Origin of the sequence: Paracoccus methylarcula (genome assembly GCF_003007735.2) — a bacterium.
Taxonomy (GTDB): domain Bacteria; phylum Pseudomonadota; class Alphaproteobacteria; order Rhodobacterales; family Rhodobacteraceae; genus Paracoccus; species Paracoccus methylarcula.
In genome coordinates, this window is sequence record NZ_PXNQ02000015.1 from 48191 (window position 1) to 61472 (window position 13282).

Genomic DNA, 13282 nt, shown 5'->3' on the forward strand with positions numbered 1-13282 from the left:
CAGGACGGACGGGTTGTGAAGGGGGATTCGTCACGCCCCGTATTCGCTCAGGAACCCCTCCGGCAGCAGCAGGTTATGGCGGCCGAGCGCATGGATGTCGCGCTCGCCGCAAAGCGCCATGGTGGTGTCCAGCTCGTTGCGGATCACCTCCAGCGCCGATGTCACCCCGGCCTCGCCCATCGCGCCCAGGCCATGGACGAAGGCCCGCCCGATCCATGTGCCATGCGCCCCGAGCGCCAGCGCCTTTAGCACGTCCTGGCCGCTGCGGATGCCGCTATCCATGTGGATCTCGACCTTGTCGCCCACCGCCTCGACGATATGCGGCAGCATCCGGATCGCGGACAGCGCCCCGTCCAACTGCCGCCCGCCATGGTTCGAGACCACGATCGCGTCGGCGCCGAAATCGGCGGCGATGCGGGCGTCCTCGGGGTCGAGAATGCCCTTGAGGATCAGCTTGCCGCCCCACATGTCGCGGATCCTGGCGATCTTGTCCCAGTCAAGGCGTTCGTCGAACTGCTCGGCGGTCCAGCTGCTCAGCGACGATATGTCGCCCACTCCCTTGGCATGCCCGACGATATTTCCGAAGGACCGCCGTTTCGTCTGCGCCATGCCCATGCACCAGCGCCATTTCGTGGCCAGGTTCATCATCGTCGGCAGGGTCAGCTTGGGCGGCGCCGACAGCCCGTTCTTCAGATCCTTGTGCCGCTGCCCGAGGATTTGCAGATCCAGCGTCAGGACCAGCGCGCTGCACTGGGCGGCCTTGGCGCGTTCGATCATGCCGGCGACGAAATCCTGATCCTTCATCACGTAAAGCTGGAACATGAAGGGGACGGAGGTATGGGCCGCGACATCCTCGATCGAGCAGATCGACATGGTGGACAGGGTGAAGGGCACCCCGAAAGCCTCTGCCGCCTTCGCCGCGAGGATCTCGCCATCGGCATGCTGCATGCCGGTCAGCCCCACCGGAGCCAGCCCCACCGGCATGCTGACCGGCAGCCCCGCCATATCCGAGGCGAGGCTGCGATTCGACATGTCGACCGCCACTTTCTGCTTCAGCCGGATCCGGGCGAAATCGCTCGTGTTCTCGCGAAAGGTCTGTTCGGTATAGCTGCCCGATTCGGCATAATCATAGAACATCCGGGGGGTCCGGGCCCGGTGCAGGGCTTTGAGATCCTCGATGCAGGTGATGACAGGCATGGCAGGCTCCGGCTGAAGTGGTAAAAATTTCCTACCAGCCTTTCCGGCACCGCACAATCAACCGCCCCGCTGCCGCATCCGGCGCTGGATTCCGGGTTCGATCACGGGACGCCGCAAGGCCTCTGCCCGCGCCCGCAGCGCCTCTGCCCTGGACTGCGCGGCCTCGGTCACGGCGGCCGGATCCGCGCCGTCGGGGGGAAGCTCCGGCTCTGCCAGCAACTGTTCCATGGGCAGGAGCCGCGGGTAATCCCGGTCACGGTCGGCACAGGCCGACACAAGGGGCAATGCGGCGCAAAGCGCGATCTGGGCAATCCGAGTCATGCCGCCAGACTAGGCCCGCCGGAGCCCGTCCACAACGGCTGATCAACGCTTCCACATCCGCGGCCTTCCCCGTAAGAGTGGACCCATGGCCCGCACTCAAGGATCCCGCGCAGATATCACCGGCCCGCTCATCCGCGACCATGCCCGCCGGCTGTTCGCGCGGCAGGGCTATGCCGCCGTGTCGATGCGCCAGATCGCCTCGGCGGTGGGGGTGCAGGCCGGGGCGCTCTATGCCTATACGCCGGACAAGCAGGCGCTGCTTTTCGATCTGATGGAAAGCCATATGCGGGATCTGCTCGCCGCCTGGCGGGACGATCCCGGCGCCAGCCCCCTTCGGCGGCTGGAGGATTTCGTCCGCTTCCATATCGATTTCAGCCTCGATCACTCGGATGCGGTGTTCCTGTCCTATATGGAACTGCGTAACCTGACGCCCGAAAACCATGCCCGGATCGCCGAATTGCGCGGACGCTACGAGGCGGCTCTGGAAAACATCCTGCGCGACGGGATCGAGGCGGGCGTGATGTCTGTCGACGACCCCAGGCTCGCGACCATGGCCCTGATCGCGATGCTGACCGGTGTCACCAACTGGTATCGCGAGGGCGGGCGCCTCGATCGCCAGCGGATCGGCGACATCTATTGGGGGCTCGCGCGTGGCGCGGTCGGGGCGGCATGAGGGTTTCTTCTTCACATAAATATCCAAATTCCGGCGCTTGCCCGCACGCGCCTCTGGCCCGATAATCACCCCATGAGTCTGCCTCCCGGTTTCCTCGACGAACTTCGCGCCCGTGTTCCGATCAGCCGCGTGATCGGGCGCAAGGTGGTCTGGGACCAGCGCAAGTCGAACCAGGCGCGCGGGGATTGGTGGTCGCCATGTCCCTTCCATCAGGAAAAGACCGCCAGCTTTCACTGTGACGACCAGAAGGGTTTCTATTATTGCTTCGGCTGCCATGCCAAGGGCGATGCGCTGACATTCCTGCGCGAGGCCGACGGGATGGAATTCATGGAGGCGGTCAAGCACCTGGCCGCCGAGGCCGGCATGACGATGCCCGAACAGGATCCCCGCGAACGCCAGCGCAGCGACCGCCGCGGAGAGTTGCTGGAAGTGACCGAGGCCGCCTGCCGCTGGTTCCGCCTGCAGATCCAGACCGGGGCGGCGGCCGAGGCGCGCGACTACCTGGCCCGCCGGGGGCTGGACCGGGCCGCGCAGGATCGCTTCGAGATCGGTTTTGCACCGGGCAGCCGCACCGCCCTGATCCAGGCATTGCGCGAAAAGGGGTTCGACGAGGCGCGGATCGTCGAGGCGGGAATAGCGGCCCGGCCCGATGACGGAGGGGCGGCCTATAGCCGGTTCCGCGACCGGATCATCTTTCCGATCCGCGACGGGCGGGACCGCTGCATCGGTTTCGGCGGCCGGGCGATGGATCCGAATGCGCGGGCGAAATATCTCAACAGCCCCGAGAACCCGCTCTTCGACAAGGGCCGCAATCTCTACAATATCGGCCCGGCCCGATCCGCTGTCGCCAAGGGGCAGCCGCTGATCGTGGCCGAGGGTTACATGGACGTGATCGCCCTGGCGGTGGCGGGGTTCGAGGGCGCCGTCGCACCTCTCGGCACGGCAATCACCGAGGATCAGCTTCGCCTGATGTGGCGCGTCAGCCCCGAGCCGGTCATCGCCCTGGACGGTGACACCGCCGGTCAGCGCGCCGCTCAGCGGCTGATCGACCTTGCCCTGCCGCTGACCGGGCCGGGGCAGGCGCTGCGCTTCGTGCTGCTGCCTGCGGGGCAGGATCCCGACGATCTGATCAAATCCGCGGGACCGGGCGCGATGGCGGCGCTTCTGAAACAGGCCCGTCCGCTGGTCGATCTGCTCTGGACGCGGGAAACCGAGGGGCAGCGTTTCGACAGCCCCGAGCGCAAGGCTGCGCTGGACCGCCGCCTGCAAGACGCGATCGCGAAGATTCCCGACGAACTGACCCGCCGTCATTACAGCGACGAGATCCGCCGCAAGCGGCGCGATCTCTTTGGCGGCGACTGGCAGCGCCGCGATGGCAAGGGGCGGCATGGCAGGAACGCGGGAGCGGGCAAGGCCCCCGCGCGAAGCGGAAACGGAATGCCGTCCTTCACCCCCCTTCCGACGGCTCCGCCTGACGGTCCCGACGGGGCGGGCTCGTTCCTGGAGGGGGCCTGCCTGCTGATCTGCGCGTTGCGAACCGAGCTGCTCGCCTCGGTCGAGACGCGGCTGGAGCGGCTCTTGCCACGGGATTCCGGGCGCGCGGCGCTGCTGCACGATCTGCTGACGGGAACCGACAGCGATGCCGGCCGCCGCGCCCTTGAAACGCTGCGTGCCGACGCCCATCTGGGCCTCACCCCCAATCTGATCGAAAGTCAGGAGGCCGAGAATGTCCTGGCGATCCTGGGCAATCTTTTCGACCGGTTGGAGGCGCAGCGCGCCGCCGGCGCCGAACTCGCCCGTGCCGAAGCCGAGATCCAGGGCGAGGCCGACGAGGGGCTGACCTGGCGCATGCAGCAGATTACCCGCGCCCGGCACCGTGCCGAGCGCCCCGACATGGAGGATACCGGCGATCTGAACGAGGATCGCGATGCCTTGTCCGCCCAGCTAGAGCAGTTTCTCAGCGGGCAGATCTGGCGCAAACCGCCGCGCGGCTGACCCCCGCGGCGAATCGCTCGAATCGGATACGCGAATCATTAACCCGCCCCGCCTATGATTCGCCCGGCAGGCGCGATAAAAGTAACCGATTCTATCCCCCCGATTCGCGGACGAGGCCCGCGGATGACCGCCCTGAGAAGGAGCCATGGATGGCCACCAAGGACGAAGAAAGAGACAAGACCGACAAGGACGAGAACGCCCATTCTCTGGATATGAGCCAGGCCGCGGTCAAGAAGATGATCGCCGAGGCGCGGGAACGCGGCTTCATCACCTATGATCAGCTGAATACCGTCCTGCCGCCCGAGCAGGTCAGCAGCGAGCAGATCGAGGACGTGATGTCGATGCTCTCCGAGATGGGCATCAATGTCATCGAGGACGAGGAAGAGGCCGAGGAGAGCGAAGGCGGCGCCGTCGTGCCGGTCGGTTCCGGTTCGCGCGAGGTGGCCGTCGCCGCGACCGAGACCGAGAAGCTCGACCGCACCGATGACCCGGTCCGCATGTATCTGCGCGAGATGGGCTCGGTCGAACTGCTCTCGCGCGAGGGCGAGATCGCCATCGCCAAGCGCATCGAGGCTGGCCGCAACACGATGATCGCCGGGCTCTGCGAAAGCCCGCTGACCTTCAAGGCCATCACCATGTGGCGCGACGAGCTTCTTGAAGAAGAGATCCTGCTGCGCGACGTGATCGACCTGGAAACCACCTTCGGCCAGTCGATGGAGGGCGAGGATGGCGAGGAAGAGGTGGGGATCGCCGCTGCCTCCACCGAGGGGGTGACCGCAGCCGCCCGGCCCGCCGAAAAGCAGCAGGAGCTGGATGCCGACGGCAATCCCATCGTCAGCGATGACGACGAGGATGACGATGGCGCCAACCTGTCGCTCGCCGCGATGGAAGCGAGCCTCAAGCCCAAGGTCCTGGATACGCTGGACGTCATCGCCCGCGATTACGAAAAGCTGGCCGACATGCAGGACCTGCGCATGTCCGCGACGCTGAACGAGGATGACAGTTTCTCGGAACTCGCGGAATCGGACTATCAGAAACTGCGCAGCGAGATCGTGACGCTGGTCAATTCGCTGCATCTGCACAACAACCGCATCGAGGCGCTGGTCGATCAGCTTTACGGCATCAACCGCCGGATCGTCACCATCGACAGCGGCATGGTCAAGCTGGCCGACGCGGCCCGCATCAACCGGCGCGAATTCATCGAGGCTTATCGCGGCGCCGAACTGGACCCGACCTGGGTTGACCGCATGTCGCAGCAATCCGGCCGCGGCTGGCAGGCGCTGTTCGACCGGTCCCGCGACAAGGTCGAGAAACTGCGCAGCGACATGGCCGAGGTGGGGCAATATGTCGGCGTGGACATCCAGGAATTCCGCCGCATCGTCTCCCAGGTCCAGCGCGGCGAGAAAGAGGCGCGGCAGGCCAAGAAGGAGATGGTCGAGGCCAACCTGCGGCTGGTGATCTCGATCGCCAAGAAATACACCAATCGCGGCCTGCAGTTCCTCGATCTCATCCAGGAAGGCAATATCGGGTTGATGAAGGCGGTGGACAAGTTCGAATACCGCCGCGGCTACAAGTTCTCGACCTATGCGACATGGTGGATCCGGCAGGCGATCACCCGCTCCATTGCCGACCAGGCCCGGACGATCCGCATCCCGGTCCACATGATCGAGACGATCAACAAGCTGGTCCGCACCGGCCGGCAGATGCTGCACGAGATCGGCCGCGAGCCCACGCCCGAGGAACTGGCCGAAAAGCTGCAGATGCCGCTGGAAAAGGTCCGCAAGGTGATGAAGATCGCCAAGGAGCCGATCAGCCTCGAAACCCCGATCGGCGACGAGGAGGACAGCCAGCTTGGTGATTTCATCGAGGACAAGAATGCCGTCCTGCCGCTCGATTCCGCCATTCAGGAGAACCTGAAGGAAACCACGACACGGGTTCTGTCCAGCCTGACACCGCGCGAAGAGCGGGTCTTGCGGATGCGTTTCGGCATCGGCATGAATACCGACCATACGCTTGAAGAGGTCGGGCAACAGTTCAGCGTGACCCGCGAACGCATCCGGCAGATCGAGGCCAAGGCATTGCGCAAGCTGAAACATCCCTCGCGCAGCCGCAAGCTCCGGTCCTTCCTGGATCAGTAGCGGAGGTGGCCGCGGCTGTTTCGCCGCGGCGGCAGGCGAGGTTTATCATTGCGAACGGCCGGATGTGGGGGCATCCGGTCGTTTCGATTTTATGTATCTGCCGGGTTGCGTGATGGGCACAAAAAGTGAACACTGCCGGGAAACCCGCATCCACGCATAGGGGGAATAATGCCGCAAGGCCTGGGCGCGCAAATAGGTCTCTGGTTCAGCGATCCGGGACATGTCCGGATGGTGCTGGCAGCGGTGGTCGTCCTCTTGCTGCTATTGGCTCTTCTGGCGGCCCGCTGGCGGCGCGAGGCTGCGGCTTTGCGGCAATCGGCGCGACGTGATGCCGATGCGATCACGGGACTGGAACGGCAGCGGTCCGATCTGGGCGAACGGCTTCATGCGCTGGAACTGCGCCTTGGCCAGCAGGATGTCCGGCTGGAGGGGCAGGGCACCCGCATGGCCGAGCTGGCCGAGGAACGCGACGAATTGACCGACGCCTTGCATCAGACCCGGCAGCAATTGTCGAATACCAGGACCGAACTGGCCGAGGCGCATCTGCGCGCCGAAAAGGATCGCGAAGCCGCCGAGCGTGAAATCAGGACCCTGCGCGAATTGCGCGACGAGATGACCGGGCAGTTCAAGCTGCTCGCCGCCGAGACATTGCGGGTTCAGGGCGCGGATATGCAAAAGGCGCAAGGCGAACAGCTCAGCAGCCTGCTGACCCCGTTCCGCGACCAGGTGCACCGGTTCCAGACGGAATTGCAGACCCGGAACAAGGTCCTTGACGAAGAAGGGGCAAGGCTGCGCGAGCAGATCGCCTCGCTCCACAAGCGGTCCGAGGAAATCTCGCGCGAGGCGGTGAACCTGACCCGTGCGCTCAAGGGGGAAAAGCAGCGCCAGGGTGCCTGGGGCGAGATGATCCTTGAAAGAATACTTGAGGAATCTGGTCTAGAAGCCGGAACTCATTACGATATCCAGTCAAGCTGGCGCGATGAGGAGGGCAAGCTTTGGCGGCCCGATGTCGTGGTAAAGATGCCGCGCCAGAAGATCATGGTGATCGACAGCAAGGTGTCGCTGAACGATTACGAGCAGGCTGTGAACAGCGAGGATCCGGCCGAGATTCAGGCCGCCCTGCGCCGGCATGTCGCTGCGATTCGCAGCCATATCTCGACCCTGGGCGAAAAGGGCTATCACCGGATGGACGATCATTCGGTGGATTACGTGCTGATGTTCATTCCCGTCGAGGGCGCCTTTTCCGAGGCACTGCGCACCGATCCCGACCTGGCCAGCTTTGCGCTGGAACGCGGGGTCGGGCTGACGACCCCGACCACGCTGATGCTGACCCTGCGCACGGTCGAGCATATCTGGGCGGTGGAGCGGCGCGAGACCAATGCGCTGGAAATCGCGCGTCGGGCCGGACAGCTTTACGACAAGGTCGCCGGCTTCGTCGATTCCATGGAGGTGGTCGGGAAATCGCTGGATCAGGCCAGCCGCGCCCATGGGCAGGCGATGGACAGGCTTTCCCGTGGTCCCGGCAATGTCATCCGGCAGGTCGAGATGCTGCGCGAACTCGGGGCCCGGGCGCAGAAGAAGATCGAACTCGATCACGATCGCGACGATACCGCCGCGCTGGAATCGCCCGACATGGACAGGCGGGCGGCGGAATGAACCGGAATTTCGTGATCCGCACCACCGGCCCCGCATGCTACGAGTTCACCGATGAGGTCGGATCATGGCTGGACGGTCTGCCGCCCCGCAACGGTGTGCTGAGCCTGATGGTGCGGCATACCTCCTGTTCGCTGCTGATCCAGGAAAATGCCGACCCCGATGTGCAACGCGATCTGCTCGCCTGGCTGGGGCGGCTCGCCCCGCCATCCGATCACCCCTCTATGGGCTGGATCACGCATCGCCATGAGGGCCCCGACGATATGCCTGCGCATCTGAAGGCGGCGGTCTTGCCGGTCAGCCTGCAGATCCCGGTGGAGCAGGGGCGGATGCAGCTTGGGCAATGGCAGGGAATCTACCTGGTCGAACATCGGACCGCGCCGCATTCCCGGCAGGTCGCGGCCATTTTCCAGGCCGGTTGAACAGCCGCCGGGACCGTCCGCGCCACATCCCGCCAAAGGCCGGAGAGGCTTGAAATAGCGGCGCATTCCCGGTCTGAACGCGGCTTTCGTGTCACAGTTTCGTGTTTCCGTATTTTGTGGTCTGTGGATAACGCTACCCAAGCCCTGCCATGTTCCCTATAGTGGATGCGAACCGGGGCCGAGGAGACCATAATATGCGCTGCCCGTTTTGCGGAAATGTCGATACGCAGGTAAAGGATTCGCGTCCGGCCGAGGACAATGCCGCGATCCGGCGCAGGCGGTTCTGTCCTGCCTGCAGCGGCCGTTTCACCACCTATGAGCGGGTTCAGCTTCGCGACCTCGTCGTCGTCAAGTCCAATGGCAAGCGCGAGGATTTCGACCGCGACAAGATGGCCCGCTCGATCCGCATCGCCATGCAGAAGCGCGCCGTCGATCCCGAGCGCATCGAACAGATGATCTCGGGGATCGTGCGGCGGCTGGAAAGCACCGGCGAGACGGATATCCCCTCGAAGATGATCGGCGAGATCGTGATGGAAGCACTGTCGCGGATCGACAATGTCGCCTATGTGCGCTTTGCCAGCGTCTACAAGAATTTCCAGGATGCCGATGATTTCGACAAGTTCGTCTCGGAACTTCGCCCCGACGCGCTGAACGATTGATACGCCCCGGGGACAATACCCATATGGCGCATGCGCTGCGGTTGGCGCGGCGCGGATTGGGCAATGTCTGGCCGAACCCCGCGGTCGGCTGCGTGCTCATCCGCGAGGGGAGGGTGGTCGGCCGCGGCTGGACCCAACCCGGCGGGCGGCCCCATGCCGAACGGGTCGCGCTGGCGCAGGCCGGTTCCCTGGCGCGCGGCGCGACGGCCTATGTGACGCTGGAGCCCTGCGCGCATCACGGCCGCAGCTCTCCATGTGCCGAGGCACTGGTCAAGGCGGGCATTTCCCGTGTCGTGACGGCCCATACCGATCCCGATCCGCGCGTCGCGGGGCGCGGTCACGCGATCCTGCGGGCGGCGGGCATCGAGGTGACCGAAGGGGTTCGCGAAACCGAGGCACGTCAGATGCAGGCCGGTTTCCTGATGCGGGTGGAGCAGGGCAGGCCGTTCCTGACGCTCAAGCTGGCGACCAGTTTCGACGGACGCATCGCGACGGCCAGTGGCGAGAGCCAGTGGATCACCGGCCCGGCCGCCCGGATGCATTCCCACGGATTGCGCCTGATCCATGACGCGATCATGGTCGGTGGCGGAACCGCCCGCGCGGATCGCCCGTCGCTGAATGTCCGGGGCATGGGTACGCCCCGCCAGCCCGTCCGCATCGTGGTCTCGAAAGGCCCGATCCCCGATCTTCCACCCGAGGGACCGGATTTCGGTCCCTTGTGGCGCATGGGTGGCCCGGTCGAGACGGTGATGAAGGAGCTTGCAGACGCCGGTATCACGCGGGTGTTCTGCGAAGGGGGCGGAGAGCTTGCGGCAAGCCTGCTGCGTGCGGGGCTTGTCGATCAGCTTGTCGGCTATACCGCCGGGCTGGTCCTTGGCGGCGACGGCCGGCCGGCGGTCGCCGCGCTGGATTTGCAGCACCTTGCGGATGGGGCACGGTTCCAACTGGTCGAGACGCGCCGGGTGGGAGAGGATCTCTTCCATCGCTGGAGGCGCGCCGGGCCATAAGGCATTTCCGGCAGAACTGGCCCCGGCTGGCCTATCGCCGCCATATCCAGGCATGTCCCGCCAATGCCCCTTGCGCCTTGGCCAGCATGCGCAGGACCGGGCCTTCCCGGGTTGCCTGCGATTCCAGCAGGCGGTCCATCGCGACCTCGACAGGGCAGGGCAGCCCGGAAACGGGGTCGTGATAGCGCGGATAGGCGATCAGGCAGGCATGGGCCAGACCGGCGATGCCGGGCCGGGCCTGCCGCCGCGCAGGGATATCCCCAAGATCGCGGGTCAGGCCCCAACCGGCATAAAAGGGCGCGCCCAGCACCGTGACCGGAACATCGCGCAGCAGGGCCTCGAAACCCAGGGTCGAGGTGATCGTCCAGACTTCATCGACCTTTTCCAGCAGGGCGACGGGATCGGCATTCAGGGCGACATGATCGGCCAGCCGCGACAAATCCGCATCCGGGACGATACCGGGACGCAACCCCGCCTCGACATCGGGATGCGGCTTGTAGACGATCGCGGCCCCGGGGTTTTCCGCCCGCACCCGCTCCAGCAGGGATAGATTGCTTCGCTCGGTCCCGGCGCCAAGGCGGATCGAGGCGTCATCCTCGACCTGGCCGGGAACCAGGATCACCGGCTTGCCCGCATGGTCCGGCAGGTCGGGGGCGGCCCCGTCCAGGTTGTATTTCGACAGTCCCGCCGCCCGGATCGCCCCGATCAGCGCAAGCGCCCGTCTTTCCCCCCCGGGCGGGGGCCCTTCGGCGATGAGCCGCTCCAACCGGCTCTCGCGGGTCGGATCGTAATAGATGCCCAGGTCATCCGCGACCAGCGACAGGGCGGGAACCAGTGCCGCGCCAAGCCCGCGCGAGCGCAGGAACCCGTCCTCGACCCGGATCGCCCGTGGCACCGGCCCGGCCTTGCCCGCCCAGGCCAGCGTGACATTTCCCGATGGCTTATTGGTAAAGCGCACCCCGCGCCCATTGCCGAACACCCGTGCGATGGAAGACCGCTTCCAGAGCCGCATGCCAAAGGCCAGATGGCCATCGCGGTCCTGCCGATAGGCGCGCGTTTCGGCTTCAAGCTGGTCCACGGCGCCGTTGAAATCCGTCAGCCGGTCGCGGCAGGGATCGTACCAGGCCGGGGCAAGCAGGTGGCTGGCCGCGAATAATGCCTCGCGCGTGGCCATGCCCCTGCGGGTTGGGGCAAGGGGGGCGCGATCATCGCTCAGCCCCCATCCGGCATAGAAGGGCTGGCCGAAAAGCACCGGGCGATGCCCGGCCAGCAGGGCTTCGTAACCAAGCTGCGAACTGACGGCATAGACCGCGTCGGCATTGTCGATCAGTCGCCACGGGGATACCGGCCCGTCGCAGATCTGCTCGTTCGGGTGCAGATCCCCGGCACTCAGATGGCCGGCACGCAGACCGGCAGAGGTTTCGGGATGCGTGCGGATCACGATCCGAGCCCCGGGATGCTCGTCCCGCGCGGCTTGCAGCATGTCCAGGAACCGCGCCCGGCCCGCACCCATCAGCGAGGCATCCCCCCGGGTCTGGTCTATCACCAGCACATAGCCGGGCCGGGGTGGGGGGGCGTCCTGATGATGGATGTTGTATTTCGACAGGTCCAGCCGGCGGAGCCGGTCGATTCCGTCGCGCGCGGCATCGCCCAGCCCGGCCGCCTCCCTCGATGCGGCAAGCAGTTCCAGGCGCGAGGGGCGGGCCGGGTCGAAATGCAGCCCATCCGCATCGATCAGCAGGCCAAGAGGGCCGCGCCGGGCCATATGTCCCCTGGCACGGCCCGGCAGGACCGAGCGCAGGAACGCATCCTCCACGGTGACGATCGCCGTGTCCCGGCGGGCGGCGATGGCGCGGCCCCGCCATGCCGTGGGGCTTGCCCCCCATATGCCGATCCTGTCATCCGGGCCGGGCAGGCCAAGCCTTGGCCGCCACCCGGAAAGTTCGAGAATGCGCCGCAGCCGCGGCTTGAACCAGAACCCGCCATTATAGACGAAAAGCCGCCGGGGGGGGGGGCCGGCGGCCATCGTTTCGGGCTGCGTCATCCCTTGGATCAATTCGACAGGTTTTCGACGGAATTCGCCGTGCTCAGCCCCCCGGTGATCGCTCCGATGGTTTTCTGCCACTGCACATAGGGCGCTTCGGTCACGTAGACGGTGTCCTCGTCGCGGATCAGGAAATCGCGGGCCAGGAACAACCCGTTGGGACGCGTCAGATCCAGCACATAAGCGAAGCGCTGCGTGCCATGGACCGGCTTGCCCAGGACCTTGGAGGCGACCGATGCCGGCTCGTCGCGCAGGATGAACACGCCGGTCGGATCCGCGAGGTTCGAGTTGAGGCCGCCGACCATCGCGATGGCTTCGACGCCGTTGATCATCTCGTTGCCCAAGGGCACGCGGGTCTGCCCGCCAAGCGCGCCAAGCGCGGTGAAGCTACGCTGATCCTCTTCGACCAGGATGATGTCACCGGGGCGCAGGGCGATGTCGTTCGAGGGCGAGGAATAGAGATTGGTGAGCCAGACCTTGCCGCTCTCGCCGCCGCGCTTGACGGTCACCACCGCGACCTCGGGCTCGATGGCGACGCCGCCGGCCTTGGCGAGCATGGCCGAAAGCGTGCGGGTCGGGCGTTCGATCGGAAAGACCCCTTGCGAAACGACCTTGCCCATCACCGAAACGGTGGCGCCGTCGCCCGCGACACGGGCGACCGTGACCTGCGGATCGGGGGTCTGCTCGCTCAGCCGGTCGGTGATGATCTGGCGAAGCTGGTCGGGGCTGTTGCCCGCGGCACGAACGCGCCCGGCATAGGGAACGAAGATATATCCCGCGCTGTCGACCTGGATTTCCTGCAATTGGGTCGAACTGGACCCGAGCGAGGCAAGCAGGCCGTCATCGACATTCTCCCAGATCGAAAGCCCGAGGACATCACCGGGACGGATTTCGTCGGCACCGACGGCCGCGGCAGATCGGAACGCCTGCGAGAAGCCGTAGCTCGGGCTGAAATTGGCGGCCCGCGCCACATGCTCGTTGACATAGATGATCTGGGCGTTTCCGCCCCGCTCGACCGCGCCGGCATAAATTTCGTTCTTGCTCGGGCCGGAACGCGGCAAACCGCAGGCCGTCAGCAGGCCAAGCGCCGCGATCGCGATGACGCGCATTGCCGGATTGCGTAGAGTGAGACCTGTCACCTCGAGAACTCCTGTATTATTGTCTTCATTCCGC

Annotated in this window: 11 protein-coding genes; 7 read left to right on the forward strand and 4 right to left on the reverse strand. The window is 65.6% G+C overall.

Annotated features, from left to right (window positions below; all coding sequences use genetic code 11):
* Positions 1-30: 30 nt before the first annotated feature.
* The gene (locus A7A09_RS19430) at positions 31-1197 is read right to left on the reverse strand and encodes an alpha-hydroxy acid oxidase (RefSeq protein ID WP_106692938.1); all 1167 of its coding nucleotides are present in this window, start codon (positions 1195-1197) and stop codon (positions 31-33) included.
* Between the two features lie 57 nt (positions 1198-1254).
* Positions 1255-1518, reverse strand: coding sequence for a hypothetical protein (locus tag A7A09_RS19435; protein WP_106692939.1), 264 nt, complete (start codon positions 1516-1518; stop codon positions 1255-1257).
* Positions 1519-1603: 85 nt separating this feature from the next.
* Between A7A09_RS19435 and A7A09_RS19440 the strand changes: the two genes are divergently transcribed.
* From A7A09_RS19440 to ribD, 7 genes are all read left to right on the forward strand, one after another.
* Complete coding sequence (locus A7A09_RS19440; protein WP_106692940.1) at positions 1604-2191, forward strand: TetR/AcrR family transcriptional regulator; 588 nt, start codon at positions 1604-1606, stop codon at positions 2189-2191.
* A gap of 72 nt (positions 2192-2263) precedes the next feature.
* Entirely contained in the window at positions 2264-4186 is a 1923-nt protein-coding gene (gene dnaG, locus A7A09_RS19445) for a DNA primase (RefSeq protein WP_106692941.1), read from the forward strand.
* A gap of 149 nt (positions 4187-4335) precedes the next feature.
* A complete protein-coding gene (gene rpoD, locus A7A09_RS19450) occupies positions 4336-6324 on the forward strand; it encodes an RNA polymerase sigma factor RpoD (protein ID WP_106692942.1) in 1989 nt (662 codons plus the stop codon).
* Between the two features lie 168 nt (positions 6325-6492).
* Positions 6493-7980 carry a DNA recombination protein RmuC gene (locus A7A09_RS19455; RefSeq protein WP_106692943.1) on the forward strand — a complete coding sequence of 496 codons (1488 nt, stop codon included), beginning with the start codon at positions 6493-6495 and terminating at the stop codon, positions 7978-7980.
* Positions 7977-8399: a secondary thiamine-phosphate synthase enzyme YjbQ gene (locus tag A7A09_RS19460; RefSeq protein WP_106692944.1), complete on the forward strand. Its 423-nt coding sequence runs from the start codon at positions 7977-7979 to the stop codon at positions 8397-8399. Before A7A09_RS19455 ends, A7A09_RS19460 begins: the two co-directional genes overlap by 4 nt.
* Positions 8400-8593: 194 nt before the next feature.
* Positions 8594-9058, forward strand: a complete 465-nt coding sequence (gene nrdR / locus A7A09_RS19465; protein ID WP_106692945.1) for a transcriptional regulator NrdR — start codon at positions 8594-8596, stop codon at positions 9056-9058.
* A gap of 23 nt (positions 9059-9081) precedes the next feature.
* Positions 9082-10065: a bifunctional diaminohydroxyphosphoribosylaminopyrimidine deaminase/5-amino-6-(5-phosphoribosylamino)uracil reductase RibD gene (gene ribD, locus A7A09_RS19470; RefSeq protein WP_106692946.1), complete on the forward strand. Its 984-nt coding sequence runs from the start codon at positions 9082-9084 to the stop codon at positions 10063-10065.
* Between the two features lie 31 nt (positions 10066-10096).
* Here the strand turns inward: ribD and A7A09_RS19475 are convergent, their stop codons facing one another.
* Positions 10097-12109 (reverse strand): capsule polysaccharide biogenesis protein, encoded by a 2013-nt coding sequence (locus A7A09_RS19475; protein WP_106692947.1) that lies wholly within the window; start codon positions 12107-12109, stop codon positions 10097-10099.
* A gap of 8 nt (positions 12110-12117) precedes the next feature.
* Complete coding sequence (locus A7A09_RS19480; protein WP_106692948.1) at positions 12118-13218, reverse strand: polysaccharide biosynthesis/export family protein; 1101 nt, start codon at positions 13216-13218, stop codon at positions 12118-12120.
* Positions 13219-13282 lie beyond the last annotated feature (64 nt).

Excerpts from the sequence above, each read along its gene's own strand:
- A7A09_RS19455 (WP_106692943.1), top strand. The coding sequence starts at position 6,493 with ATGCCGCAAGGCCTGGGCGCGCAAATAGGTCTCTGGTTCAGCGATCCG.
- A7A09_RS19480 (WP_106692948.1), bottom strand. The coding sequence starts at position 13,218 with ATGCGCGTCATCGCGATCGCGGCGCTTGGCCTGCTGACGGCCTGCGGT.
- A7A09_RS19475 (WP_106692947.1), bottom strand. The coding sequence starts at position 12,109 with ATGACGCAGCCCGAAACGATGGCCGCCGGCCCCCCCCCCCGGCGGCTT.
- dnaG (WP_106692941.1), top strand. The coding sequence starts at position 2,264 with ATGAGTCTGCCTCCCGGTTTCCTCGACGAACTTCGCGCCCGTGTTCCG.
- rpoD (WP_106692942.1), top strand. The coding sequence starts at position 4,336 with ATGGCCACCAAGGACGAAGAAAGAGACAAGACCGACAAGGACGAGAAC.
- A7A09_RS19460 (WP_106692944.1), top strand. The coding sequence starts at position 7,977 with ATGAACCGGAATTTCGTGATCCGCACCACCGGCCCCGCATGCTACGAG.
- ribD (WP_106692946.1), top strand. The coding sequence starts at position 9,082 with ATGGCGCATGCGCTGCGGTTGGCGCGGCGCGGATTGGGCAATGTCTGG.
- A7A09_RS19435 (WP_106692939.1), bottom strand. The coding sequence starts at position 1,518 with ATGACTCGGATTGCCCAGATCGCGCTTTGCGCCGCATTGCCCCTTGTG.
- A7A09_RS19440 (WP_106692940.1), top strand. The coding sequence starts at position 1,604 with ATGGCCCGCACTCAAGGATCCCGCGCAGATATCACCGGCCCGCTCATC.
- nrdR (WP_106692945.1), top strand. The coding sequence starts at position 8,594 with ATGCGCTGCCCGTTTTGCGGAAATGTCGATACGCAGGTAAAGGATTCG.
- A7A09_RS19430 (WP_106692938.1), bottom strand. The coding sequence starts at position 1,197 with ATGCCTGTCATCACCTGCATCGAGGATCTCAAAGCCCTGCACCGGGCC.